Here is a 24,289-nt window from a genome sequence, read left to right on the forward strand (position 1 = left end):
ATGCGTGGCCGGCCCTCCGCCTGCCACCGTCGAAGATGACCAAAGCTGCGGTACCATTGTTGATCGTCCTGGGCGTGCTGATTGGCCTGTCTACGCACACGGTCGTCAATTGCGGGGATGAGGACGATCCCGACATCTGCTCGGCGGTGATCGGCTTCTCGCCGCTGCGCGGCTCGCTGATCGCGTTCGCCTATGAGGGGCGCGGGCGGATCGCGCTGCGCCATAGCGACTGGCGGCGGGCGATCGCGGATTTCGACGAGGCCATCCACCTCAATCCCAACCGCGCCTCGCTCTATCGCGATCGGGCGCTGGCGCGCCGGCAGAACGGCGACCTCGAACTTGCCATCGAGGATTACGACGAGGCGATCGCGCATGATCCCAGGCTCGCCGCGCCCTATCACCAGCGCGGTCTCGCGCTCGCCGCCACCGGCGATCTCGATCGCGCGATCCTGAGCTACAACACCGCGGTCCGCCTCGACCCGTCGGATGCGCAGGCTCGGCTCGACCGCGGCCTTGCATTCCTAGCCCGTGGCCATGCGGATGAGGCGCGCGCCGATTTCGAGGCCGCGCTGGCGCTGCCCGCCGGCAAGGATGCCCGCACCCGCGATGCGGCGCGGGCAAAACTCGCCGAACTGGCGAGCGCCGAGCCGACCCGGCTCGCCGCGCCAAGAAGGTGAAAGGAGTTTCTCTCCCTCTCCCCGCAAGCGGGGCGAGGGTGAAGCGCGCGATTCGCGCCTACTTCGACTTCTTGGCCTTGGCCTTCTTCGCCTTCTTCACCGGCCTTTCCTTGGCGTCCTTCTTCTCCGCCTTCGCCGCGACCGGCGTGCTGGCGGCGATCCGCATCGACCGCGCGTAGCTGTCGGCGACGTTGTCGGCGGACATCTGCAGGCGCTTGGCGGCGGCAATGGCCTGCTCCATGGTGGCCTTGGCCATCATCTTGAAGCGGTCGCCGGTCTCCTTGCCCTTGGCCTTGGCAGCAAGGCCGTTGAATCGATCCCGCCGCTCCTTGGCGCGGGTCATCAGGCCCGTATGCAGCTGTCTGGCCAGTTGCCGGATCACGACATCCAGGTCGGCGTCCGCCATGTTGTTCTATCCTCTTCGAAAACAGTATCGATGCGGGCGGGACTATGCAGATCGGGCCCCACCTTGGCAATTCCCGGCCACGCGTCATCCGCAGCTTCCGGTTACCAAAGCAAAAAAGCCGCGCTGCTCGCGCGGCTCTTTGTCCAGTCGGTCCGGGCCGTTCAGTAGTCGTAGCCGGGACGGCCGGGATAGTATTGCCGATTGCAGGTCCTGCGGCCGCGGTCGTAGGCAGCGGCATCGCCATGGGCGAGCGAGCTGACATATTTCAGGCAGCGCACGTAATTGTCGTTACCGAGCCAGTCCAGGCTACCGGCGGCAGCGGGGGAGATCTGGGCGGAGCCGACGAGCGTCGTGACGGTGACAAGGGCGGCGATGGCGGAGAAGGCGAGCTTTGTCATGATTGGCATCTTTCCACTTGAGGCCGCCCGATGCAGCCTCCATGGCCCTGACGATGCCAGATACGTCATCGGGCGACTGTGCCGTCTGTCACACGGTCTGAGCAAGGCCTGCCAATCCTCAGCTCGAAAAGAAAAAGGGCCGCGTTGTTGACGCGGCCCTGGTTTGTTCGGCGCAGGCGCGCTTTGTCTGCCTTACTTCAGCGAGGCGACCGGGCCGCTTGCCGCTGCCGGATCGGGGTCGAAGCCGAATACGCCGACCAGATATTTGTAATAGTCCGGCATCTTCTCCTTGAGCGTTTCGCGCGACTTCGGGTCGTGGAATTCGCTCTTCCCGGCCAGGAAGATGCTGGCTGTCACCGCAAAGAATTCCATGTGATTCTTCAGCGCATAGGATTCCTTGGGCAGGAGGTCCTTGGACTTGGCGTAGGCGTAATAGCCGATCACGCCCTTGTTGGCGTAGCCGTCCGGCAACAGCCGCGCGTGGTAGGCATGCAGGAGCTCGTGCAGCAGCACGGCTTCCTTTTCGTAGCGCATCATGTCCGGCCGCAGCATGATCACGCCGAGGCCCGAATCGACCGCGAGGTCGACGGCATTGGGATTGGTCCAGCGCTGCGTGGCATGGTCCCAGACAGTGAGCGTCCGCGGCACGCGGCGCTCGACGTTCGGGGCGACCCGGCCGTAGCACGCGGTCGCGGCGCCCTCGTCGAGGCAGGCCAGCTCGCTGGCGATGATCGGGACGGTGCGGAAGAAGCGCAGCACGCGCGGCGAGAGGCCGGCAGCCTCGACCACGTCGATCTGGCTTTTCACATTGTCGGTGAGCTTGTCGACGTCCTTGCGGTCGGAATTCTCCGACAGGTCGAACATGTAGCCGCGGTAGCTCTGGAAGCCAGGCGGCAACGCCTGCGCTGCGCCGGCGGACGTATCCAGTGGTCCGGCATGGGACGGATTGGCGAAAAGCGCGCCGACAATGGTCGCGGTCAGCAGCAACGCAATGCGCATGATGAACCCCCTGATGTCACTTGACGCGGCAGACTAGGCCATCGTTGTTTGCGAAAAGTGAGTGGGGCGAGACTAAGGCACCGATGTTGAGGCGTGCTTAATCGATGGTTGCGGATCGCTGAAGTGAATTAGTGCCGGGTTAACCAATCGTGGATTGCCCGCGCGCTTCGGCGTAGCATGCGATCCGGGCACCAGGCCCACAAATCCGGACAGCCGGAAGGAGGATGCCATGTATGCCGCCATCCGTCAGGCCAAGGCGAAAAGCGGGAGCGCCGAAGAGCTGGCGCGCCGCATCAAGGACGGCGCCGTTCCGATCATCAGCGACGTCGACGGTTTCCGTGCGTACTACGTCGTCTATGCCGGCGACGACACGGTCACGGCGATTTCGATCTTTGACAAGTTCGAGCAGGCGGAGGAGGCCAACAGGCGTGCGATCGGCTGGATCGAGAAGAATCTGGGCTCGCTGCTTGCAGGCGACGCCCGCGCCGCCGCGGGGCCGGTGATCGTTCATACGCTGGCGTAGGGATTGAGCGCATCGCTTCTTCCCCGATGTCGTCCTGGCGAAAGCCAGGACCCATTACCCCAGGGAGGAGTTTTGCGACGCGTGGCCGCCACCTTCGCTCGCGCGATAGTTCGGTGGCTATGGGTCCTGGCTTTCGCCAGGACGACAGTGAACTTGTGGCGCTGATCAATCGCCCAACGTCCCTTCACAACTCCCTCGCATTGGAAAACGCGAACGAACTCACGCGCCGCGTCGTCTCGTCCAGGATCAGCGTGCGCGTGATCGGCGGCTCGGCGCGCTGGGCGCAGTTTTCGCGCTCGCAGAGACGGCAGTTGACGCCGATCGGTGTGCCCTCCGTTTTCTCCAGATCGATGCCGGCAGCGTAGACGAGGCGCGTGGCGTGACGGATCTCGCAGCCGAGGCCGATGGCGAAGCGCGGCTGCGGCAGCGGGTGCGGCGCGACGGGCCGGCGCACCATCTGCGCGATCGAGAAATAGCGCGTGCCGTCGGGCAGCTCGATGACCTGCTTGAGCAGGCGATCCGGCGTGTCGAAGGTCGAGTGCACGTTCCACAAGGGACAGGTGCCGCCGAATTTCGAGAACGGGAATGTGCCCGATGAAAATCGCTTCGAGACGTTGCCGGCATTGTCGACACGAAGCAGGAAGAACGGGATGCCGCGCGCGTTCGGCCGCTGCAAGGTGGTGAGGCGATGGCAGACCTGCTCGAAGCCGGAATTGAAGCGCTGCGCCAGCAGATGGATGTCGTAGTTCAGTGCTTCCGCCGCAGCCAGGAAGGCCGGGTAGGGCATCATCACGGCGGCCGCAAAGTAGTTGCCAAGCGTGATGCGGAACAGGCGGCGCGGTGTGTCGTCCAGCGGGCCGGCGCGGCCGATGATGGTCTCCAGGGCTTGCCCGCATTCGCCCAGGCCGAGCTGGAAGGCGAGCTGGAACGCGCGGCCGGGCGGGTCGACCAGCTCGGAGATCAGGAGCTGGCGGCGGTGGCGGTCGAAGCGCCTGAGCGTCTCGCGCATCACGTCCACCGGCATGATGCGGGTCTGGATCGAATGCTTCTCGCGCAGCCTTGCCGCGAGCGCCGCATAAAGCTCCTCGGCCGGCACGTTCAGCTCGTCGCGCAGGGTCTCCGCGGCCTGCTCGAGTTCCGGAAAGTAGTTGCGGTTGGCCTCGATCAGTTCGCGGACGCGCTCGACCGGATTGGCCTCATAGCGGGTGCCGACGTCGCGGTCGGCCATTTGCGCCGCCGCCAGCGTCTCGCCCTGGCGGGCCTCGGTATAGGCGGCGTAGAGCCGTTGCAGCGCATGGGTGACGCCGGGGCAGAGTTCGGCGAGATCGCGCAGTTCCTGCTTGGGAACGTCGATCTGGCGGAACAGGGGGTCGGAGAAGATCTCGTTGAGTTCGGCGAAGAAGCGGTCCTCGTCGGCGGTCGCGAGGTCGCGCAGGTCGAGGTCGTAGGTTTCGGCCAGCCGCAGCAGGATCTGTGCGGTCACCGGACGCTGGTTGCGCTCGATCAGGTTGACATAGCTCGGCGAGATCCCGAGCCCCTCGGCGATCTGGGTCTGCGACAGCCCCAATTGCTGCCGGATCCGCCGGAAGCGCGGGCCGACGAAGAGTTTCTTGCTGGAACCGGCGGGCATTCTCAGGTCTCCAGAGGCATCAAGGGCAGGTTTGCTGACCTATATTCTTTACAAGATTTACAAAGTGACATCTATTACATGTTCTGATGTTACATGACATCACCATTCGAATACAAGCCCACTATACGACTTGAGCTTTCTCGCGTTTAGCTTCTGACACGCATATCGCAATGCATTGTCAAGAATGTCGATGGCAGTCATCGCCATCGTCAGCGAAAGGATCAGGCACATGAACTACCAGCCCCGCGGCATCAGCACCCTCCAGGGCCCGGCCTCGTATCAGAGCGAGATCGAGGCGGCCCAGTCGCTCCTCAAGACCCAGCCGACCTGGAACGGGGTGTCGGCCGAGGCCGTCGCACGCATGCGCCTGCAGAACCGCTTCAAGACCGGTCTCGACATCGCCCGCTACACCGCGGCGCTGATGCGGGCCGACATGGCCGCCTATGACGGCGACCCGACCAAGTACACCCAGTCGCTGGGCTGCTGGCACGGCTTCATCGCCCAGCAGAAGCTGATCTCGGTCAAGAAGCACTTTGGCAAGACCGATCGCACCTACCTGTACCTGTCCGGCTGGATGATCGCGGCGCTGCGCTCCGAGTTCGGCCCGCTGCCGGACCAGTCGATGCATGAGAAGACCTCGGTGCCGGCACTCATCGAGGAGCTCTACACGTTCCTGCGTCAGGCCGACTCGCGCGAGCTCAACGATATCTTCCGCGGCCTCGATAAGGCCCGCAAGGAAGGCGACAAGACCCGGGAGAAGGAGTTGATCGAGAAGATCGACAACTTCCAGACCCATGTCGTGCCCGTCATCGCCGACATCGACGCCGGCTTCGGCAATGCGGAGGCGACCTATCTGCTCGCCAAGAAGATGATCGAGGCGGGTGCCTGCGCGCTCCAGATCGAGAACCAGGTCTCCGACGAGAAGCAGTGCGGCCATCAGGACGGCAAGGTCACCGTGCCGCACGAGGTGTTCCTGGCCAAGATCCGGGCCTGCCGCCACGCCTTCCTCGAACTCGGCGTCGAAGACGGCGTCGTGGTGACCCGCACCGACTCGCTCGGTGCCGGCCTGACCCAGCAGATCGCGGTCAGCCACAAGCCCGGCGATCTCGGCGACCAGTACAACAGCTTCCTGGATTGCGAGGAAGTGACGGCGGAGAACGCCCGCAATGGCGACGTCATCATCAACCGCAACGGCAAGATGATGCGTCCGAAGCGGCTGCCCTCCAATCTCTATCAGTTCCGTCCGGGCACCGGCGAAGACCGCTGCGTGCTCGACAGCATCACCTCGTTGCAGAACGGTGCGGACCTGCTGTGGATCGAGACCGAGAAGCCGCATATCGAGCAGATCGCCAAGATGGTCGACCGGATTCGCGAGGTGGTTCCGAACGCGAAGCTGGCCTACAACAACTCGCCCTCGTTCAACTGGACGCTCAACTTCCGCTGGCAGGTCTACGACGCGATGAAGGAAGCCGGTAAGGACGTCAGCAAGTACAACCGCGCCGAGTTGATGAAGGTGGAATACGACGATACGCCGCTGGCGAAGGAAGCCGACGAGCGCATCCGTACCTTCCAGGCGGATTCGGCCAAGCGTGCCGGCATCTTCCACCACCTGATCACGTTGCCGACCTATCACACGGCAGCGCTGTCGACCGACAACCTCGCACGCGAGTATTTCGGCGAGCAGGGCATGCTCGGTTATGTGAAGAACGTCCAGCGCGCCGAGATCCGTCAGGGTATCGCCTGCGCCAAGCATCAGAACATGGCCGGCTCCGACATCGGCGACGACCACAAGGAGTACTTCGCCGGCGAGGCTGCCCTGAAGGCGGGCGGCGCTCACAACACGATGAACCAGTTCGGCTAACGCATCACGCTAATCGACAGGAGACTGACAATGACCAACAGCAATTTCTGGGTGATCGGCGGCGAGTTCGGTTCGATGAACTTCCACAAGCTGGTGGAAGGCTCGGCCCAGGTCCAGGGTCCGTTCAAGACCCGCAAGGAGGCCGAGGACGCCTGGCGCTCGGTTTCGGAAGAGAACCGCCACAAGGCGGGCGTCCGCTTCTCGATCGTGGAAGAGCCGTCGCGGGTCTCGGCGTGAAATCTGAACTAACCTGACAATCTGAACTAAGAAGACGTCCAAGGACGGATGGTCCCATCCGGCGCAAGCCGGGTGGGATCGTCTGTTTTTGGCACAGGTGAATGCCCTGTGGGCGCCGTAAGTAACTGGAATTGTGGGGCCTTTGCGGACAGTGTGGTTGCTGATAGGTTAATGGAAGGAAGTGAGGACGAGGCCGACAATGTCAGAGCCCGAAACCAGTGGGATCCATCCCAGCCAGCCGCGCCCGGTGCGGCTGCGCGATGCGCTGTTGCGGGCGCGGATCGAGGCCGCGGACCGGACCGGCGTCGTCGTCGATTTGCGCGATGCCGAAGTGGCGCGGCTCGAGATCCTCAACGACGCGCTCGATCCCCTGTTCGCACAGGTGCCGGAGCAGATCGACCTGTTCGACCGCGGCATCAGCCAGGGCGATACGCCCAGGCTCTGGATCGACGTCGTCGCGCACATCGTGATGGGGCGCGACAAGCGGCTGTACCGCTTCGTGCAGGACACCCGCTTCGGCCGCATCGTGCTCGCCGAATCGCACGACACCGCCGTCATCGTCGATGCCGTCACGGACTATGTCGCTCGCCGCATGATCGAGCGCGAGCATGCGATGGTGGTCCCGCCCGAGCCGAAGTCCGAGATCGCGCAGCCGCGGCGCCGCACGCGCATCTGGCCGTTCGTGTTCGGGTTTGTGCTCGGTGCCGCCGCGCTGTTCGGGGTTGCCGTGCTCGCGGCCCTGCGGAGCTGGTGAGAGGTTCGCCGTCGTCATTGCGAGCAATGACGGGCGGCCTCAAAACAATCTGACATGCTTGATCTGCCCAATCTGAAATCCAGCCCCGAGGCTCCGCACCGTCTGCTCGCAACGCCAGCCGGTGTTGTCCTTCTCGATCGTGAACAGATTGTAGGCCGCGGCCGGGTAGTGCCCGTGTGCGCGCGCGGAGGCAGATGGCACGCCGATTGCGGGAATGTTGCCGTTGGGGCCTTCGAACCACATCGTCGAATGAATGTGGTCGTGCCCGTGAAGGATCAGCTCGACGCCGTGGCGTTTCAAAAGCGTCAGCAGCTCGGCGGAGTCCGTCATCCGCTTGTGGCGCGCGCCGGACTTCAGCGGATGATGCACCAGCAGCACGCGAAAGACATCCTCGGCTGCGAGCCGCCCGAGCACCTCTTCGAGAGACGCGAGCTGATCGGCTCCGAGCGTGCCTGTCGCCATCAACGGCAAGGTCGGCACCGCCGTGGACAGGCTGATCAGCACGAGTGGCCCGCGCCGGCGCACGGAAGGAAAGCCGATACGGCCGTCGTCGCCCGCAAGATAGGGCGCGAAGGTTTCGCCGAAGCGATGAGAGGTGGCGCGGACATAAGCGTCGTGATTGCCGGGAATCGTGGTGACGCGGTCGGGCGGACCGACGCCGTCGAGCCAGGCGCGTGCCGGCGCGAACTCCGCCTCCAGCGCCAGATTGACGAGATCGCCCGTGACCGCGATGTGGTCGGGACCGTGCGCCTTCACGTCGGCGACGAGTGCGTCGAGCACCTCGCGGCGCTGGTACTTGTGACGGTTGCGCGTCCAGTTGACATAGCCGAGCGCGCGCTTGCCGGCGAGCTCGATCAACCGCGGCTTCGGCAGCGGCGGCAGATGCGGGTCGGACAGATGGGCGAGCGTGTAGGGGGCCATGGGGTGCGATTGCCTCGCTATTCGTCCGCTGTAATGGCAAGGTCGCAGGCTACGTGCAAGCGGGCCGTCAAGGGAGCCTGATGGGGGGTCGTCTGAATAGCGTCCGACGGACATTCGAGCCGCTGCTGCGGCGAATCTTCCACGCCTATTTCCTGCTCGTCCGCGGCATGACGCTCGGCGTCCGCGCCGTGGTGCTGGATGCCGACACCAGGGTGTTCCTGGTCAGGCACAGCTACATCACCGGCTGGTATCTGCCCGGCGGCGGCGTCGATCTCGGCGAGACCATGGAGCAGGCGATGCGCCGCGAGCTCAAGGAGGAGGGGGATATCGATCTCACCGGCGATGCCGTGCTGCACGGCATCTTCCTCAACAGCCACGTCTCCCGCCGCGACCATGTCGCGGTCTACGTCGTCAGGCAGTTCAAGCAGGATCGCCTGCCCGCGCCCAACCACGAGATCGTCGAATGCGGGTTCTTCGCGGTCACCGCGCTGCCCGAGGGGACCACGCCGGGCACGCGGCTGCGGATCGCGGAAGTCCTTCACGACAGGCCGCAGATTGCGACGTGGCGATGATGGCTGCCTGTGCTAGTAAATCGCCGCGTCTGCGGGGGCGGCGCATGGACGAGGGATGAAGATTGTCTGAATCGACGAGGTCATGGCCATTTCGGATCGCCGTGCTGGTTCCCTGCTACAACGAGGAAGCCGCCGTCGCGACGGTCGTTGCCGATTTCCGCAAGGCACTGCCCGCGGCCGAGGTCTACGTGTACGACAACAACTCGACCGACCGGACCGCGGCGATCGCGCGCGAGGCCGGAGCGATCGTGCGCAGCGAACGGCGCCAGGGCAAAGGCCACGTCGTGCGCCGCATGTTCGCGGACATCGAGGCCGACATCTACGTGCTCGTCGATGGCGATGCGACCTACGACGCGCCGAGCGCGTCGCGCATGATCGACCAGCTCCTCGATGAGCATCTGGATATGGTTGTGGGTCTGCGTGTCGATCAATCGCAAGCGGCCTACCGGCGTGGTCATCGCATCGGCAACCGGCTCTTCACCGGTTTCCTGGCATCGACCTTCGGCCACGCCTTCAAGGACATCCTGTCCGGTTACCGCGTGTTCTCGCGCCGCTTCGTCAAATCCTTCCCGGTCCTGTCCGGCGGTTTCGAGATCGAGACCGAGTTTGCGGTCTATGCGCTGGAATTGTCGCTGCCGGTCGCCGAGGTCGAGACGCCCTATTACGCGCGCCCGGAAGGCTCCTTCTCCAAGCTCAATACCTGGCAGGATGGGTTGCGCATCTTCAACACGATGCTGAAGCTCAACCGGTCGGAGCGGCCGCTGCGCTTCTTTTCGGCGATCGGCATCGTCCTCGCGCTGCTGTCGTTCGCTTTCGGGCTGCCCGTCGTGATCACCTTCCTCGAAACCGGCCTCGTACCGCGCCTGCCGACCGCCGTGCTCTCCATGGGCCTGATGATCATGGCGCTGCTTTCGGCCTCGTCGGGGCTCGTGCTCGACACCGTGACGCGCGGCCGGCGGGAAATGAAGATGCTCGCCTACCTCTCGCAACCGCCGCTCGGGAGGAACTGAAATTGCCTCCGGGGCCGGGCGCAATCCCATGGACCGTTGCCCTCCAAGGTGATATCCCGCCGACGCCGCCCGACGCGTTTTCCGACGCGAACCGATGACTCCCGCCTGAAGATGCCGTGACGCGATGAACGATCTCTCACTCACCATCCTGTCGGAATCCGCCGGCGATGCTCACGCGATCGAGCGGCTGCACGAACGCACCTTCGGACCCGGCCGCTTTGTGCTCAGCGCGTACCGCATCCGCGAGCATGTGGATCATTTGCTCGAGCTATCGTTCACCGCCCGCGTCGGTACGTTGCTGGTCGGATCCGTACGGCAATTGCCGATTTGCGTCGGCGACACGCCGGCACTGCTGCTCGGGCCCCTGACGGTCGAGCCCCCGTTCCGCGGCCGCGGCGTCGGTCGGCTGCTGCTCGAGCGAGCGCTGAAGGACGCGAAGGCGCAGGGCCATCGCCTGGTGCTGCTGGTCGGCGACGAGCCCTATTACAGCCGCGTCGGCTTCAAGCCGGTGCCGAAGGGACGCGTCACGATGCCGGGCCCGGTCGATTACAGCCGGCTCCTCGTCATCGAACTCGTCGAGGGCGCGTTCGAAGGCGTATCGGGGCCGGTCGGTCCCGACTGGAGCAAGACGCGAACCTGACGCGCCATCGCTTCGTAGCTCACATGAAGGTAGGGCAGTGCCGGTCGATCAGCAATATTACCGGGAAGTGGCGTCCGGGAGCACGGCGGAAAAGCTGCTGATCGCGGCGCGCGACCGCATATTCCGGGATTTCCTCGCCCAGATGCAGCCGTCCGCGTCGGACGAGATCCTGGATGTCGGCGTGTCCGACGTGATCAACGACGGCGCCAACGTGCTGGAACGAAGCTACCCGCATCAGCACAAGATCACGGCCTGCGGGCTCGGGGAAGGAATAGGGTTCAAGGCGGCTTTTCCGCTTTGCCGTTACGTGCAGATCGAACCGAATACGCGGCTGCCGTTTGACGACAATGCGTTCGATGTCGCGACGTCCAATGCCGTGCTCGAGCATGCCGGAAGCCATCCAAATCAGGTGCTCCTGGTCAAGGAGCTTTGCCGCGTTGCGAGGCGGGTGTTCATCACGGTGCCCAACAGGTTCTTTCCGGTCGAGCACCACACGGCGATCCCGCTGGCGCACTATCTGGACGGCACCTTCAGGATCGCCTGCATGATCGCCGGCAAGTCGGAATGGACCGACGAGCAGAACCTGATCCTGATGACGCGAAAACGGCTGCTGGAGATCGCCGCGCTGGTCGCCAAGTCCGCGACCGCCAAGTCTGCGAGTGCCACGTCTGCGAGTACCAAGTCCGCCATCCCTAAGTCCGCGGCCGTGGGCTACACCGGTTTGTCGCTCGGCCCGCTATCGTCCAATCTCTATCTTGCATTCCGCTAAAGCAGCGCTGCCTCCCGTCGCATCATGATCCCGATGAAGAAGATCCCTACGAGCAAAGCCGTCTTCGCCGTGTTGTTTCTCGCGGTGCTGGTCGGCCATTTCTTGACCATGATGCGATGGAATGAGGCTCGCGGCGTCTATGACGACATCTGCTACCTGCGGCAGGCGCATCTGTTCCAGAGGTTCGGTCTGGTGGAGGGCTTCGACACCAGCCTCACCCGCGACGACGATGGCTATCAGAAAGCAAAGCTGAAGGAGATCGGCTACCCGGACTGGGACGACACGACCGCTGCGCCCTGCCACAATCTGATGCCGGCAACAGGGAAGGTCGTCATTCAATACCCGCCGGGTGTCGGCCTCGTGTTGGCGTTGTTTCCGCCAGGTCACCAGGTGGTGCCCATGTACATGCTGGCGACCCTTGTCGTCCTCGGCTTTGCGCTGTTTGCCCTTTCTCTCGCCCGCAGCATGAGGTCGGTCCTGATGGCGGGGACGTTCGGCTGTCTTGCGATCTACCTGATGGTCAATCCGGTCAAGGCGAGCTATTCGATGGCCCCGACGGTCGTCGTGTGCGCGCTGGCGGGATGTCTCACGGCGCGATGGCTGGCGAGCCCGCGATCTCAACCGAGGATCTGGCTGCTGGCGCCAATCGGCTTCCTGCTCGGATTGACCGTCGATTTTCGGTTGGCCAACCTCTTCCTGGCGTCCGGCTATGGCATGTTTCTCCTCGTCGCATTCCTTGCGGAACGGACGTTGTCCCGGTTCTTGCAGGGGGCCGTGTTCGGCGTCGCGTTGCTGGCCGGCGTGATACCGACCATCGTCTCTTACGCCGTCAACGCCGGCAGTCCGTTCGCGTCGACCTACGGCAACAACCCCGATGTCAGGCCGCTGGATTTTTCGTTCGCAGTGGTCCGGGACTATCTCGCCGACCCGCTCCAGACCTTGCTGATCGTCATCGGTATTGCGGGCTCGATCTGGCTGTTGCGGCAGGCCAATGGCGCTCGCCGTGTCGCGCAGCTCACGCTGGCCAATCTGGCGCTCAACCTCGCCTTCTTCTTCACCTATCCGATCGCGACGCCATACTACACGATCCCCATTTCCCTCCTGACACTGTGGAGCCTGCTGTTTGCCGTCCTGTTTCAGGAGGCGGCAGAGGATGCCCCTGAAGCGGTCGCTTTCGCCAAAGCGCGATGAATTCAGGCTAGCTATCGCGCCTTCGGCGTCGCAGATGCATTGTCCCGGATTTCGCTTTCGCTCCATCCGGGCTACGGCGTCGTTAAAGTGCCGCGGCTACTCCGTCATTGCGAGCGGTGCGAAGCAATCCAGAATCTTACCGCGCCGGCAGTCTGGTTTGCTTCGTCGCAAGGGCTCCTCGCAACGACGGTGAGGAGGCGGCCTTTCAGAACTTGAAGTTCGCAAACGCCCGCACGCCGATGCCGGGCATCAAGACTTCGTCCTTGGTGTAGGACACCGAGTTGCGGATGTTTTCGTTGAGGAGGTTGTTGCCGACGAGGCCGGTCGTCACCTCGCGCGCACCGAACCAGTTCCGATCGAGCTTGGTCTTGTAGCTCACCTCGGCCTTCAACAAATTGTAGCCGGGCGTTGCCGTCTCCGCGATCACAGCGATGTTGTTCTGCGCGAAGGCGTGCAACAAATTGACCCGCATCAGCCAGTTGTCGTCGCGCCAGAACACGCCGCCGCCCAGTCTCACCGGCGGAATGCGCGGCACGTTGGTGCCGTCGGTGAAGGTGGCGCGGACCACGTCGAACTGGTTCTCGATGCCCCAGATGCCGCCCTGGAACGCGCCGACGTCGAGCTGCGACTGGAATTCGCCGCCGCGGAAGTTCGCGTCCCGCTGCGAATAGACCGCCTGGTTCACCTCCGCGCCGGGTGTGCCGCACGAGGCAAAGTCGTCGTCGCACATCACGCCGGTGAGACGGCGATAGATGAAGTTGTTGAAGTGCGTGTAGTAGACGGTCGCCTCGAACCGGAACGGCCCCGTCGCCTTGCGCAAGCCGACTTCGACGGACTTCGCGGTCTCGATGGTGAGGTTGGGGTTGCCGATGTCGAAGGTCGCGGTCGCATCATGCGCGCCGCGCGAGAACAGTTCCGCCGCCTTCGGCGCGCGCTCGACATATTGCGCGGTGATGCTGCCGACCATGCCGCCCGGCAGGTCCTGCAACAGGCCGATGCTGCCGCTCTTCGGCGTGAAGGACGGATTGCGCGAGATCGCCGCCTGCGGTGTGCCGTCGGGCAGGAAGTCCGCGGGAAAATCCGGCGTCGTGCCGTGCAGCTCGACATGCTCGATGCGACCGGCGATCTGCGCCCGCGTCGCGTCCGTGAACTTGAACTCGTTGAAGGCGTAAGCAGCAACGCGCGTGCTGTTGTTCGGGTCCCACAGGCCGTTGAACAGCGTGCCCGGATTGTCCGGGCTCGGCGCGCTCAATTCCTGATGGCCGACCTGGAAGCCCAGCGCCGTCGTCACCTCGGCGAAGCGGGCGTTGAACGGCATCAACTGCACCTCGGTGCGGATTTCCTGCTCCTTGTTGGTAAAAGTCTGCCGCACGCCGTCGGTGTTGGGATCGGCGGGATCGGCAAGCCCGATCTCGTTGTGCCGGTAGTCGGTCGCGCCGGCCCAGAAGCGAACGACGTCGATCGCCGCAGCGTCGGGGTGGTACTCGCCCTTGACGTTGATCTTGGTCTGGTGGCCGTCGATCCGCGTGTTGTGGTCGGCGCCGTCGATGCCGGGGATGTGGTAGAGCGCGTCGTTCTGCGTGATCGCCGCGCCGATATAGCCGCCCTGGAAGAAGTAGGAGCCGCCGATCGAGGCGCCGTCCGAGCGCGTCGCCGAGTTGGGCTGGCGTCCGTTGGCGACGGACCGCGTCTGGTCGGCGAGATACGGGTAGCTCGGGATGCTGTAGTCGGTGGTGCTGCGCCCATAGACGTCGGCATGGAAGGCAAAGTTGCCGCCGCCGGTGTCGAGCAGCACGCCGCTCTCGACGCCGCGGTCGACCGAGCTGAACGCGCTGCGTGTCTCGGCCGTGACGCAGGGCGACGTCGCGGTTGTCGCGAGCGGCGCCTTGACCGGCAAGCCGAAACTCTGGAACGGCTGGGCACCGCAGTTCGGCAGCGCATCCGGAATCCGATTGTTGGTGGCGCTGACGACGCCGCCGATCGAGGTCGAGCCGTAGCGCAGCGCAGCCGGGCCGCGCACCACTTCAACTTGGTTGGTCGCCAGCGGATCGATCGGGACGAAGTGATCCTCGCCGAGGTCGGAGGCGCCGCCGGAATTGGTGCCGTTCTCGACGATGCCGACGCGATTGACGTCGAGACCCCGGATGATCGGCCGGCTGGAGGCGCCGGGCGCGAAGCTTGAGCCCGTGATGCCGGGCTTGGAGAACAGGAGATCGCCGAGCTGACCGCCGCCCTCGCGGCGGATCTCCTCGTTCGGCACCACCGTGACGGTGGCGAACTGGTTAGTCACGATCGGCAGCACGCCCTGCTGAGGTGCGGCGGGCGCAGAGGCTGCCGGCGTGGCGTCCGCCGTGCGTTCGTGGCTGCGTGCCCGCGCGGTTCGCGTGGCGCGTGCCGGGTTGCGGGTCGGCACCACCGCCCTGCGTACGATGGGGCTCGGAGCCGTCACGGTGACGGCGGGGATCTCGGTGGACGCCGGCTTGTCCTGAGCCAACGCCGGGCTGGCGGCGGCGCCGAGCAGGAGCAGGCTTGCTCCGCCAAGGCGCTGCGCGCGTCGCAATTCAAATGACATGATCCTGATTCCAGTCAGGCGCCGTCCGCATGATTGTCTGCTGATCGGAGGCGGCCTGCCGTCGCTGCGCGACGGAATTCGACTTCAACTTCTCCCGGGCATGCTCCGGCGTGCGGCGAGCCCAGGCGTGATCAAGTGATGTTGAGAGTCAGGACGCGGGAGGGGCGCGGGGCTGGAATGCCGTGCCGGCCGATTTCAGATGGACGAATTCGGCATCGGTGGTGCGGTAGAGCAGGTCGATCGCCTGCGGCAGCAGCAACACAGGCGGCGCCGCGAACATGACGGTGCCCGCCATCGCGACCAATGCGCAGATCGCACAATTGTCATCGCCCGGCTGCTCCCGGTCGGGGCTTGCAGGCGATTGCTTCTGGACCGCAACGCGGTCGATTGACGCAACGCCGTTGCTGCTGTCGTTCTGCTGAAGCGAGGCCTGGGCGAGGGGAGCGGCCTGGGCGAACCAGTGGCTGTGGCCGAACGTCAGCGCGAACTGCACCAGCATCGCGAACATCGCGAGCCGGGCGCCGTGCCTGATATTCGACCGGAACCACTTCATCTGGAAACGCCACCCCACATCGCGAGGCATCATCCCCTGATCCCGCGACGTTATAATGTAACATCGCCCGATCGGTCAGCGGATGTCAACCGCAGGCGCGCCGATCCGAGCGGGCCGGCTCCTCGATGTGTCGTTCGGGCAACTGAAAGATCTCGGCTGAGGACCGATTAAATGGCTTACGGGGGATGGCGATTGATTGACTCAGTGCCAGCGCGAGGAGGCGCCATCAGAGCTTTTTGCTCTGGAGCCAGGTGCGGATGGCCTCGATGTGTTCTGCCTTGCGCTCCAGCGGCAGCCAATGGCCGGCGGGCATGCTCGTCACGGTCAGGTCCGGGCAGGCCGCGCGCATCGGATCACCTTGGCGATTTCCGGTGATGGTGCAGATCTGATCAAAGTCGCCGTTAATAAAGAGCACCGGCTGCGACAGGCGGCCACCACTGGGTGCCTTGCGCGCATAGGCGATGTTGGCGTCGTCGTTCAGATACCATGCGCAGGATGGGCGGAAGCCGTGAGCCCTGAACGTCTGCACCAGCACGTCGAAGTCCGCCGGCGGCCAGAGGGCCGGATCAGGCTCAGTCGGCGGGGCGCGGTGCGCGGCGCCAAAGCGCCCTCCATTGCGCGTGACCGTCGCATTCGGCGAAACCTTGTCGATGCCGGCGGGGTTGCCTGGCCGAAAGATCGACGCCAGCGATGCTGCCAGGTCTGCATCGAGGTCGGCGACTGCCGCCTCGAAGTGCGTGGTGTAGTAACGGTAGTAATCCCATTGGCCATCCGGATATTGATCAGCCGGATAGATCGTTCGGTCGACCAGTGGGACGACTGTGCGCAGGGCGTGCCCGTCGGGTTGATACGCCAGCGAGGTCAGTACGACTCCGCGGCTGCGCTTTGGCTGATGCGCGACCAACTCACCGACCACAACACAGCCCCAGTCGTGGCCAACCCAGATCGCAGGCTGGCCGCCAAGGTGATCATGGAGTTCGGCCATGTCTCTCACGATTTCCTCGATGGCATAGGCGTCGTTGGCTGCAGGCGTGGAAGAGCCGCCATAGCCGCGCAGATCGGGAGCGATGCAGTGCCAACCGTCGGCGGTAAACGCGTCCATCTGCGCGCGCCACATCAAACTGATGCTCGGCCAGCCATGGACGAAGATCATTAACGGTCCGTCGGCCGGCCCGCACTCGATGTAGCGCGTTGTCTGACGAGGCGAGCTGAACGTGCGCTGGTCGAGCGTTAGTTCGGCTCCAGAACCGATCGGTTGAAGTGGGTCTGTCATGGTCGAGTAACTCCGCTTGAATCGCTGGTTCTTGAACGTGATGCGCTCACTGAGCGCTCGCGCTGTTTGGGTGCTGCGAAGGCTGCGTCCAGAACTGCTCTTGTCCGCGGGGTGCGATGCCTGGACAGGGCACCCCTGCCAGCGGCCGAGAAAGAACCGCCTCCAGATTCCCAACGCGCCACATTCGACCGAGTTCGGGGCGAAGGCGCTATGGAGCTTCCGGCGAAGAAGTGACGATGGGATTTATCCGGCTAACGGAAGCGAAGGAAGGCGCGTAAGCTCGGTCATGCTGGCGCGTAAGCCGCCTAGCGCCCTTCGCGGACCCAGGTTGCGGCGAAGGCGCCGAGCAGCAGCAGAAGGCCGATCAGGCCGGCGAAGATCGGCAGCACGCCGACGCCCTTGACGACGCTGGCGTCGCGCATCCGCACGCCCATCCAGCCGTCACCATGGAAGACGCTCGCCGAACGGACCGGCAGGATGCGCGGCAGCTCGACGCTGGCGCCGTCGACCACGCGCACGGCGTTGCCGCCGGTCGCCTGTGTCAGCGGCTTCAAGGTATCGACGGTGGAGGTGACTTCCGAAAACTCCTTCGGATTGGTCGGGCCGACATTGATCAGCGCCTTCAGCGTGCCGTCGGTGGCCTGCCACAGGCCGAGCTCGCTCGCCGGCAGGCTGGCGCGCCATTCGCCGGGGTCGCCGGCCGCTAGCGTCAGGTCGCGCGACACGCCCGACGGCGAGGTCACGCTCACCGGCTGAACGCTGTCCGCCATGGTCTGGCGCACCACCACGAGATTCTTGCCCTGCACCTGCAGGCGCAGTGCTTCCTCGTCGAGATCAGGCTGCTTCATCAGCCAGTGCGACATCCGCCGCAACAGATCGAGATGCGGGCCGCCGCCTTCATAGCCGCGCGCCCACAGCCAGATGTGGTCGGAGAGCAGGAGCGCGACGCGGCCCTCGCCGAAACGCGACAGGAACAGCAGCGGCTTGCCGTCGACGCCCGTCATGACGGGCGGGTTGACCGCATTGCGGGTATCGACGGTGCGGAAGAACCTGCTCCAGTGCGGCGGCTCGGAGGCCGAGCCCTCGAGGCCACGCGTGACGGGATGGCGTTTGCCGACGTCGGACAGATGCGCGTAGAACGGCTTTTCCGTCACCCCGACCGGTTCGGCCGGCAGCACCGAGTCCAGCGGCGTGCGCCAGATGCTGGTGTTGGAGGCGTAGTCCGGGCCGGCCGAGACCAGCACCGCGCCGCCGGAACGCACATAGCGTGCGATGTTGTCGAAATAAGCGATCGGCAGCACGCCCTGGCGAGCATAGCGGTCGAAGATGATCAGCTGGAATTCGTTGATCTTCTGCTGGAACAGCTCGCGGGTCGGAAACGCGATCAGCGACAATTCGTTGATCGGCGTGCCGTCCTGCTTCTCCGGCGGCCGCAGAATGGTGAAGTGGACGAGATCGACGCTGGCATCGGACTTGAGCAGATTGCGCCAGGTGCGCTCGCCGGAATGCGGCTCGCCCGAGACCAGCAGCACGCGCAGCTTGTCGCGCACACCGTCGATGGCGACGACGGCGCGGTTGTTCACCGGCGTCAATTCCCGCTCGAGCGGCGAGGCCTCGATCTCGACGATGTTCGGCCCGGAATGCTTGATGTCGACGTCCACGCTTGCGGCCTGGCCGCTTCCCAGCGTGCGCTCGTTGATGACCTCGCCGTCTCTGCGGACCGTGACCTTGGCGCGCTCGCCGCTGACGCCCTGGTCGTCGAGGCGGTAGGTGATGGTCTGCGGCTGCCCGACGATGCCGAAGCGCGGCGCTGCGATGATCGCGATGCGGCGGTCGCGCTCGTCCTTCTGCCCGGTGATCAGCGCGTGCACCGGCGCCTGGAAGCCGAGCCCGGCGGCGTTGGCCGGAATGTCGTGGACGCGGCCGTCGGTGATCAGGAACGCACCGGCGACGCGGTCGACCGGCACGTCGGACAATGCCGAGGCCAGCGCCCCGAACAGCTTTGTGCCGTCGGTCTCGCCGTCGGCCTGTCCGGCATCGACGACGCGGACCTCGAGCCCCTTGATCTTCTTCAGGCTGTCGACCAGCGCTTCCTGCGCCGTTGCTGCCTCGCGATTGCGATTGCCGAAATTCTGGCTCGGGCTCTTGTCGACGACGATTGCGGCGACCGAGGTGAGAGGATCGCGGTCCTCGCGGGTGAAGGAGGGATTGGCGAGCGCCAGCAGGAACAGCACCAGCGCGGCCACGCGCACGGCAGCGCCGCGCGCACGCGCAAGCAGCAGCACGAGCGCGATGATGACGATCGCGGCCAGCGCGAGCCACAGGACGATCGCGGGAACAAGCGGCGTGAACGCGATGCCGTAATTCATCGGACAGACCTATCAACGTCATTCCGGGGCGATGCGTAGCATCGAACCCGGAATCTCGAGATTCCCCGGTGCGCAATGCGCACCTGCGGTCTGGTCCTTCGGACCATCCCGGAATGACGGGGCGTGTGGCTCAAGCTCGTCACGCGCATCTCTATTGCCCCAGCCGTTCGATCAGGGCCGGCGCGTGCACCTGGTCGGCCTTGTAGTTGCCGGTCAGCGTGTACATCACGATGTTGGCGCCGGCGCGGTAGGCGAATTCGCGCTGGCGGGGGTCGCCCCCGGTCACCGGCAGCATGGCCTGGCCGTCGGGCCGCACGGCCCAGGCGCCGGCAAGGTCGTTCGAGGTGATGATGATCGGCGAGACGCCGTCGCCGCCGCGTGCCGGCCGCTGCGCGCTGTCGTCGTCGTCTTCGCGCGGCAAGGTCTCGACCCAGGTCTGGCCGGTGTTGAAGCGGCCGGGGAAGTCGCGCAGGAGATAGAAGGTCTTGGTCAGCACGTGCTCGCGCGGCACCGGCTCCAGCTCGGGCACGTCGAGCGAGGACAGGATTTCGCGCAGCGTCTGCATGGCGGGGGTCTGCGCGGCGCCGTTCGCGCCGGGCGGTGCTTCGACCGCGTCGCGGGTGTCGAACAGCACGGTGCCGCCCTGCTTCATGTAGGCGTCGATCTTGTTGATGGCGTCCCGCGGCGGCTTGGGCGCGCCCGGCACGATCGGCCAGTAGATCAGCGGGAAGAAGGCGAGCTCGTCGCGCGCCGGATCGATGCCGACGGGATCGCCGGCCTCGAGCGCGGTGCGCTGCGCCAGGAACAGCGTCAGTCCGGACAGGCCTGCCTTGACGATGGAATCGACGTCGGCATTTCCGGTCACGACATAGGCGAGGCGGGTCTGCGACACCGCCTTCATTGCGAACTCGTCGGACGCGCTGTCCGCGTGCGACGGCGTCGGCACGAGCGAGGCGAGGCCTGCGAGAACCAGCCCGAAGACGATCATCGCGGGCGCGGCGCGGCGGCGCAGCAGCGCGGCAAGGCCGCCGCCGAGCACCGCGACGATGATGGCGTCGATCAGGAACAGCGCGAGCGCCGTCGACAGCAGCCAGCCGCGCAAGTCCTGCGGCTCGGCATTGGTGTAGGTGGCGTGCCGGGCGCGCAGGCTCGCGGTGTTCAGGGCTGCGATACGGTCGGCGCTGGCAAGCGTGTTCACGGCGAGCGGTCCTTCTGCCGGACCATAAAAGCCCGGCGGATGATCGGGGGTGGCGCGGTCGCGATAATCCGCGGGCAGCGGCTTTGCGGCGGCCGGCGGCGGGCCGAAGGCGCCGAAGCCGTCGAGGATATGCAGCGGCGCCACCGTCTCGGCGGTCGCGTCGCCGGCAACCCCGGCGCCCGGCTTGGCGGTATAGCCGGACATGTCGACGACGCGCCGCAGGATTTCGACGAAGGTGCCCGACATGGGCAGATCCGACCAGCGCATGTCGGCGCTGACGTGGAACAGGCTGACGACGCCCTTGCCGCGATGCTCGCCGGTCACCAGCGGCGTGCCGTCTTCCAGCGACGCCCAGCTCTTGGTGGCGAGCACGGCGTCGGGCTCGGCCAGCACCTGGCGGCTGATGGTGACGTCCTTGGGGACCACGACGCCGGCAAACGGACCGTCGGCGGCAAAGGAGGCCAGATGTTGCGGCTTTTCCCAGGTCAGGCTGCCGCCGAGCGTCCGGCCGCCCTTGCGCAGCTTGACCGGCACGAGATCGTCCTCGGCCTGCGCCAGCCGGGGCCCTGCGAACCGCACCAGCACGCCGCCCTGGTCGATCCAGGCATTGAGGCGCTCGCGGATTTCAGGGGCGATGGTGCCGACATCGGCAAGGATGATCATCGGCAGCTTCTGGTCGAGGAACTGCGTGATGCCCTGCTGCGGCGAGCCCTTGTCGGCGAGCCGCACGTCGGCGAACGGCGCCAGGGCGCGGGTGAGATAGAAGGTCGGCGCCAGCAGCGGCTGCGCGGTCTCGCTGGTCGCGCCCGAGACGATGCCGATGGCGCGGCGGCGCCAGCGCTTGTCGAGCAGCTGCACTGCGCCTGCGGAGCGCTCGCCGGCAATTTCGAGCCGCGTGATGTCGTTGCGCAGCTCGACCGGCAGATCGAACGAAGCTTCGGTTTCCTTGTCCTGCGGGCCGAACGAATAACGCGCTTCGCCGATCGGCGATGCCTTCTGGTCCAGCGCGCGCACGGTGCCGATGGCGATGCCGCTGTCGGTGCGCAGCACCTTCACCGTCATCTTCGCTGCGGCGTTCTCGGCCGCGACCAGGGCCAGGGCTGAGGAGGTGCCGCCTTCGAACACGGTCAGGCTGCGATCGCCGACGGTCTTGCCGAGGCCAGCCACGAATTCCTCGCCGCGACCGGTGTCGACGCTGTCGGAGAGCCAGGCGATCTCGCAGTCGCCGGTGGCTTTCAGGAAGCGATCGATTGCGGTCAGGGTCTCGACGCGGTCGATCGAATACGGCTTTGGCGTGAGCTGCCGCAGCGCGACGCGCGCGGCGCCCGCCGGCATCAGGGTGATATCGCGGTTCGGCTCGGACAGCGGCACCAGCGCGATCGCACGGCGGTCGTTCTCGGCATTGGCGATCAACTCGTCGGCGGCCCTGATCCTGACGTCCCAGTTCGATGCCGCGCTCCAGCCGTCGTCGAACATGATCATCAGCGGCGCCTTGCTGGAGGCCGCGCCTGTTTGCGGATTCCAGATCGGGCCGGCGGCGGCGAAAATGACAAGCGCCGCAGCCAGGAGCCGCAATGCGGTCAGCCACCACGGCGTCCGCGACGGCGTCTCTTCGCGCGGTGCGATATCGAACAGCAGGCGCGTCGGCGGAAACTCGATGCGGCGCGGCCGCGGCGGCATCACGCGCAACAGCCACCACAGCACCGGCAGGCTGACGAGGCCGATCAGGAGCAGCGGTTCGGTGAAGGCGAGCGGCAGTCCCATCATGCGGCCGGCCCCGCCTTGATCGTGGTGGTGCGGGCGCCCGACTTGCTCACCTGCATGCCGGCATGCAGGAACAGCAGCAATTCGGCCGCCGAGCGATCGGTGGCGTGCGTCGTGAACAGCCAGTCGAGCCTGTTGGTCTCGGCGCGGATCTGGTCACGGTGCAGCGCGAGCCGCGCGGTGTAATCCTGCGCCCAGCTCTCGGCGCGGCCGGCGGTGATCACGCCGAACCCTTCGGGCTCGACGAACTCGACGCGGCCGGAATACGGGAAAGACTCTTCGGCGGGATCGACGACCTGCACCAGCGTGCCATGCGCACCGGAGCCGGACAGGCCGGCGAGCGTGGTCCTGATCTCGGAGATTGGCGACCAGAAGTCCGACAGCACGATTGTCTCGGCCAGCGCCGCGGGCACGAAGGACGGCGGCAGGCTCGGCCGGTCGGCATCGTCATGCAGCATCGCCTGCGCCATCTTGTCGATGACGCTGCGGCTCGCGGTCGGTGCCATCAGTCCTGGAATGCCGACGCGCTCGCCGCCGGAGACGAGCAGCTCGGCCAGCGCGAAGGCGACGATCAGCGTCCGCTCGAGCTTGGATTCGCGCGCCAGCTTTGAAGCGAAGGCCATCGAGGGCGAGCGGTCGGGCCAGATCCAGACCGTGTGCGAGGCCTCCCATTCGAGCTCGCGGACATAGAGATGGTCGTCGCGCGCCGAGCGCCGCCAGTCGACGTTCTGCGACGGCTCGCCGGAGACGAAGCGGCGGTATTGCCAGAAATTTTCGCCGGAGCCGGCGCGGCGGCGGCCGTGCAGGCCGTGGATGACGTTGGCGGCGATACGGCGGGCTTCGAGCACCAGGCGCGGCAGCGAAGCGGCGAGCGTGCGGCTTTCGCCATCGGCACGTCGGATCGCGATGATCTCCTTCGCTGCGTGCCCGTTCTCTGCGGCCATCAACCGATCCGTGTCTTCAATTGCCGGATCACGTCCGGAATCGTGCGGCCTTCGGCGCGCGCCTGGAACGTCAGCGCCATGCGGTGCTTCAGCACGGGCTCGGCGAGGTCGAGCACGTCGTCGATCGAGGGCGCGAGGCGTCCGTCGATCAGCGCGCGTGCGCGCACCGCGAGCATCAGCGATTGGCTGGCGCGCGGCCCCGGTCCCCAGGCGATGAACTTGCCGGTCTCGCCGCTGTCCGGACCCGGACGGGCCGAGCGCACCAGCGACAGGATCGCCTCGACCACGGAATCGCCGACCGGCAGGCGCCGGATCAGCCGCTGCGCGGTGATGAGTGCGTCAGGTGTCATCGAGCCCTTCGCCAGCGTCTCGTCGGCGCCGGTGGTCTCGAACAGGATGCGGCGCTCGGCGTCGCGATCGGGATAGTCGACGTCGATCTCCATCAGGAAACGGTCGAGCTGGGCTTCAGGCAGCGGATAGGTGCCTTCCTGCTCCAGCGGGTTTTGCGTGGCGAGCACGTGGAACGGCTTCGGCAGATCGTGACGCGCGCCGGCAACGGTGATGTGCTGCTCCTGCATCGCCTGGAGCAGCGCCGATTGCGTGCGCGGGCTGGCGCGGTTGATCTCGTCGGCCATCAGCAGTTGCGCGAACACGGGGCCCGAGATGAAGCGGAAGGCACGCTTGCCGCTAGTGCTCTCGTCGAGCACTTCGGCGCCGAGAATATCGGACGGCATCAGGTCGGGCGTGAACTGGATGCGCTTGGCATCGAGGCCGAGCGTGATGCCGAGCGTTTCGACCAGCTTGGTCTTGGCGAGACCGGGGACGCCGATCAAGAGCGCATGGCCGCCGGAGAGGATGGTGACCAGCGTGTTCTCGATCACGCGGTCCTGGCCGAAGATGACGGACGCGATCGCGTCTTTTGCCGCGCGAATCTGGCTCGACACCTGCTCGGCCGAACGGACGATTCCGTCTTCGAGCTTCTCGACACTCTCCGCCATCCGTTAGCTCCTTCAGCCTGCCATGCGGCT

22 protein-coding genes are annotated in these 24,289 nt (G+C 65.6%); 10 read left to right on the forward strand and 12 right to left on the reverse strand.

Annotation, left to right across the window (positions count from 1 at the left end; translation table 11 throughout):
* Positions 1-35 precede the first annotated feature (35 nt).
* Complete coding sequence (locus JQ591_RS25745; RefSeq protein WP_211398812.1) at positions 36-677, forward strand: tetratricopeptide repeat protein; 642 nt, start codon at positions 36-38, stop codon at positions 675-677.
* A gap of 58 nt (positions 678-735) precedes the next feature.
* Here JQ591_RS25745 and JQ591_RS25750 read toward each other — a convergent pair whose 3' ends face one another.
* The 3 genes from JQ591_RS25750 to JQ591_RS25760 all read right to left on the reverse strand — a co-directional run bounded on the left by JQ591_RS25750 (position 736) and on the right by JQ591_RS25760 (position 2,480).
* Positions 736-1,083 carry a hypothetical protein gene (locus JQ591_RS25750; RefSeq protein WP_211398813.1) on the reverse strand — a complete coding sequence of 116 codons (348 nt, stop codon included), beginning with the start codon at positions 1,081-1,083 and terminating at the stop codon, positions 736-738.
* Between the two features lie 161 nt (positions 1,084-1,244).
* Complete coding sequence (locus tag JQ591_RS25755) at positions 1,245-1,481, reverse strand: hypothetical protein (protein ID WP_211398814.1); 237 nt, start codon at positions 1,479-1,481, stop codon at positions 1,245-1,247.
* Positions 1,482-1,673: 192 nt separating this feature from the next.
* A complete protein-coding gene (locus JQ591_RS25760) occupies positions 1,674-2,480 on the reverse strand; it encodes a hypothetical protein (RefSeq protein WP_211398815.1) in 807 nt (268 codons plus the stop codon).
* 229 nt (positions 2,481-2,709) lie between these two features.
* Between JQ591_RS25760 and JQ591_RS25765 the strand changes: the two genes are divergently transcribed.
* Entirely contained in the window at positions 2,710-3,003 is a 294-nt protein-coding gene (locus tag JQ591_RS25765; RefSeq protein WP_211398816.1) for an antibiotic biosynthesis monooxygenase, read from the forward strand.
* Positions 3,004-3,187: 184 nt separating this feature from the next.
* Here the strand turns inward: JQ591_RS25765 and JQ591_RS25770 are convergent, their stop codons facing one another.
* Positions 3,188-4,633, reverse strand: coding sequence for a helix-turn-helix domain-containing protein (locus JQ591_RS25770; RefSeq protein ID WP_211398817.1), 1,446 nt, complete (start codon positions 4,631-4,633; stop codon positions 3,188-3,190).
* A gap of 229 nt (positions 4,634-4,862) precedes the next feature.
* On the opposite strand from JQ591_RS25770, the gene JQ591_RS25775 reads away from it, so the two are divergent.
* From JQ591_RS25775 to JQ591_RS25785, 3 genes are all read left to right on the forward strand, one after another.
* Entirely contained in the window at positions 4,863-6,494 is a 1,632-nt protein-coding gene (locus tag JQ591_RS25775) for an isocitrate lyase (protein WP_211398938.1), read from the forward strand.
* A 30-nt stretch (positions 6,495-6,524) separates the two neighbouring features.
* Entirely contained in the window at positions 6,525-6,731 is a 207-nt protein-coding gene (locus JQ591_RS25780) for a DUF4170 domain-containing protein (RefSeq protein ID WP_007595122.1), read from the forward strand.
* A 199-nt stretch (positions 6,732-6,930) separates the two neighbouring features.
* Complete coding sequence (locus JQ591_RS25785) at positions 6,931-7,485, forward strand: hypothetical protein (RefSeq protein WP_211398818.1); 555 nt, start codon at positions 6,931-6,933, stop codon at positions 7,483-7,485.
* A 39-nt stretch (positions 7,486-7,524) separates the two neighbouring features.
* Here the strand turns inward: JQ591_RS25785 and JQ591_RS25790 are convergent, their stop codons facing one another.
* Positions 7,525-8,406, reverse strand: a complete 882-nt coding sequence (locus JQ591_RS25790; RefSeq protein ID WP_211398819.1) for a metallophosphoesterase family protein — start codon at positions 8,404-8,406, stop codon at positions 7,525-7,527.
* Between the two features lie 80 nt (positions 8,407-8,486).
* Here JQ591_RS25790 and JQ591_RS25795 point away from each other — a divergent pair, with 80 nt between their 5' ends.
* The 5 genes from JQ591_RS25795 (at position 8,487) to JQ591_RS25815 (ending at position 12,588) form a co-directional block, all read left to right on the forward strand.
* Positions 8,487-8,978, forward strand: coding sequence for an NUDIX domain-containing protein (locus JQ591_RS25795; RefSeq protein ID WP_211398820.1), 492 nt, complete (start codon positions 8,487-8,489; stop codon positions 8,976-8,978).
* Between the two features lie 62 nt (positions 8,979-9,040).
* Positions 9,041-9,988, forward strand: coding sequence for a glycosyltransferase family 2 protein (locus JQ591_RS25800; RefSeq protein WP_211398821.1), 948 nt, complete (start codon positions 9,041-9,043; stop codon positions 9,986-9,988).
* 124 nt (positions 9,989-10,112) lie between these two features.
* Positions 10,113-10,628 carry a GNAT family N-acetyltransferase gene (locus tag JQ591_RS25805; RefSeq protein WP_211398822.1) on the forward strand — a complete coding sequence of 172 codons (516 nt, stop codon included), beginning with the start codon at positions 10,113-10,115 and terminating at the stop codon, positions 10,626-10,628.
* Positions 10,629-10,665: 37 nt separating this feature from the next.
* Positions 10,666-11,397, forward strand: coding sequence for a methyltransferase domain-containing protein (locus tag JQ591_RS25810; RefSeq protein WP_211398823.1), 732 nt, complete (start codon positions 10,666-10,668; stop codon positions 11,395-11,397).
* A gap of 33 nt (positions 11,398-11,430) precedes the next feature.
* On the forward strand, positions 11,431-12,588 hold the full coding sequence (locus JQ591_RS25815; RefSeq protein ID WP_249137707.1) for a hypothetical protein: 1,158 nt from the start codon (positions 11,431-11,433) through the stop codon (positions 12,586-12,588).
* A gap of 205 nt (positions 12,589-12,793) precedes the next feature.
* Here the strand turns inward: JQ591_RS25815 and JQ591_RS25820 are convergent, their stop codons facing one another.
* The 7 genes from JQ591_RS25820 to JQ591_RS25850 all read right to left on the reverse strand — a co-directional run bounded on the left by JQ591_RS25820 (position 12,794) and on the right by JQ591_RS25850 (position 24,259).
* Complete coding sequence (locus tag JQ591_RS25820; RefSeq protein WP_211398825.1) at positions 12,794-15,160, reverse strand: TonB-dependent receptor; 2,367 nt, start codon at positions 15,158-15,160, stop codon at positions 12,794-12,796.
* Positions 15,161-15,308: 148 nt separating this feature from the next.
* The gene (locus JQ591_RS25825) at positions 15,309-15,713 is read right to left on the reverse strand and encodes a DUF2946 domain-containing protein (RefSeq protein WP_211398826.1); all 405 of its coding nucleotides are present in this window, start codon (positions 15,711-15,713) and stop codon (positions 15,309-15,311) included.
* A 226-nt stretch (positions 15,714-15,939) separates the two neighbouring features.
* Positions 15,940-16,986 (reverse strand): alpha/beta fold hydrolase, encoded by a 1,047-nt coding sequence (locus JQ591_RS25830; RefSeq protein WP_211398827.1) that lies wholly within the window; start codon positions 16,984-16,986, stop codon positions 15,940-15,942.
* A 305-nt stretch (positions 16,987-17,291) separates the two neighbouring features.
* A complete protein-coding gene (locus tag JQ591_RS25835) occupies positions 17,292-19,355 on the reverse strand; it encodes a hypothetical protein (protein WP_211398828.1) in 2,064 nt (687 codons plus the stop codon).
* A gap of 151 nt (positions 19,356-19,506) precedes the next feature.
* Positions 19,507-22,320 carry a DUF4159 domain-containing protein gene (locus tag JQ591_RS25840; RefSeq protein ID WP_211398829.1) on the reverse strand — a complete coding sequence of 938 codons (2,814 nt, stop codon included), beginning with the start codon at positions 22,318-22,320 and terminating at the stop codon, positions 19,507-19,509.
* On the reverse strand, positions 22,317-23,261 hold the full coding sequence (locus JQ591_RS25845; RefSeq protein ID WP_211398830.1) for a DUF58 domain-containing protein: 945 nt from the start codon (positions 23,259-23,261) through the stop codon (positions 22,317-22,319). Before JQ591_RS25845 ends, JQ591_RS25840 begins: the two co-directional genes overlap by 4 nt.
* Positions 23,261-24,259, reverse strand: a complete 999-nt coding sequence (locus tag JQ591_RS25850; protein ID WP_211398831.1) for an AAA family ATPase — start codon at positions 24,257-24,259, stop codon at positions 23,261-23,263. Before JQ591_RS25850 ends, JQ591_RS25845 begins: the two co-directional genes overlap by 1 nt.
* Positions 24,260-24,289: the final 30 nt, after the last annotated feature.

Source organism: Bradyrhizobium canariense, from assembly GCF_018130465.1.
In the GTDB taxonomy this organism is placed as follows: Bacteria; Pseudomonadota; Alphaproteobacteria; order Rhizobiales; family Xanthobacteraceae; genus Bradyrhizobium; species Bradyrhizobium canariense_C.

What these genes read in the sequence shown, in the direction of transcription:
- JQ591_RS25745 (WP_211398812.1), top strand. Translation starts at nt 36, where the DNA reads ATGACCAAAGCTGCGGTACCATTGTTGATCGTCCTGGGCGTGCTGATT.
- JQ591_RS25750 (WP_211398813.1), bottom strand. Translation starts at nt 1,083, where the DNA reads ATGGCGGACGCCGACCTGGATGTCGTGATCCGGCAACTGGCCAGACAG.
- JQ591_RS25755 (WP_211398814.1), bottom strand. Translation starts at nt 1,481, where the DNA reads ATGACAAAGCTCGCCTTCTCCGCCATCGCCGCCCTTGTCACCGTCACG.
- JQ591_RS25760 (WP_211398815.1), bottom strand. Translation starts at nt 2,480, where the DNA reads ATGCGCATTGCGTTGCTGCTGACCGCGACCATTGTCGGCGCGCTTTTC.
- JQ591_RS25765 (WP_211398816.1), top strand. Translation starts at nt 2,710, where the DNA reads ATGTATGCCGCCATCCGTCAGGCCAAGGCGAAAAGCGGGAGCGCCGAA.
- JQ591_RS25770 (WP_211398817.1), bottom strand. Translation starts at nt 4,633, where the DNA reads ATGCCCGCCGGTTCCAGCAAGAAACTCTTCGTCGGCCCGCGCTTCCGG.
- JQ591_RS25775 (WP_211398938.1), top strand. Translation starts at nt 4,863, where the DNA reads ATGAACTACCAGCCCCGCGGCATCAGCACCCTCCAGGGCCCGGCCTCG.
- JQ591_RS25780 (WP_007595122.1), top strand. Translation starts at nt 6,525, where the DNA reads ATGACCAACAGCAATTTCTGGGTGATCGGCGGCGAGTTCGGTTCGATG.
- JQ591_RS25785 (WP_211398818.1), top strand. Translation starts at nt 6,931, where the DNA reads ATGTCAGAGCCCGAAACCAGTGGGATCCATCCCAGCCAGCCGCGCCCG.
- JQ591_RS25790 (WP_211398819.1), bottom strand. Translation starts at nt 8,406, where the DNA reads ATGGCCCCCTACACGCTCGCCCATCTGTCCGACCCGCATCTGCCGCCG.
- JQ591_RS25795 (WP_211398820.1), top strand. Translation starts at nt 8,487, where the DNA reads ATGGGGGGTCGTCTGAATAGCGTCCGACGGACATTCGAGCCGCTGCTG.
- JQ591_RS25805 (WP_211398822.1), top strand. Translation starts at nt 10,113, where the DNA reads ATGAACGATCTCTCACTCACCATCCTGTCGGAATCCGCCGGCGATGCT.
- JQ591_RS25815 (WP_249137707.1), top strand. Translation starts at nt 11,431, where the DNA reads ATGAAGAAGATCCCTACGAGCAAAGCCGTCTTCGCCGTGTTGTTTCTC.
- JQ591_RS25820 (WP_211398825.1), bottom strand. Translation starts at nt 15,160, where the DNA reads ATGTCATTTGAATTGCGACGCGCGCAGCGCCTTGGCGGAGCAAGCCTG.
- JQ591_RS25825 (WP_211398826.1), bottom strand. Translation starts at nt 15,713, where the DNA reads ATGAAGTGGTTCCGGTCGAATATCAGGCACGGCGCCCGGCTCGCGATG.
- JQ591_RS25830 (WP_211398827.1), bottom strand. Translation starts at nt 16,986, where the DNA reads ATGACAGACCCACTTCAACCGATCGGTTCTGGAGCCGAACTAACGCTC.
- JQ591_RS25835 (WP_211398828.1), bottom strand. Translation starts at nt 19,355, where the DNA reads ATGAATTACGGCATCGCGTTCACGCCGCTTGTTCCCGCGATCGTCCTG.
- JQ591_RS25840 (WP_211398829.1), bottom strand. Translation starts at nt 22,320, where the DNA reads ATGATGGGACTGCCGCTCGCCTTCACCGAACCGCTGCTCCTGATCGGC.
- JQ591_RS25845 (WP_211398830.1), bottom strand. Translation starts at nt 23,261, where the DNA reads ATGGCCGCAGAGAACGGGCACGCAGCGAAGGAGATCATCGCGATCCGA.
- JQ591_RS25850 (WP_211398831.1), bottom strand. Translation starts at nt 24,259, where the DNA reads ATGGCGGAGAGTGTCGAGAAGCTCGAAGACGGAATCGTCCGTTCGGCC.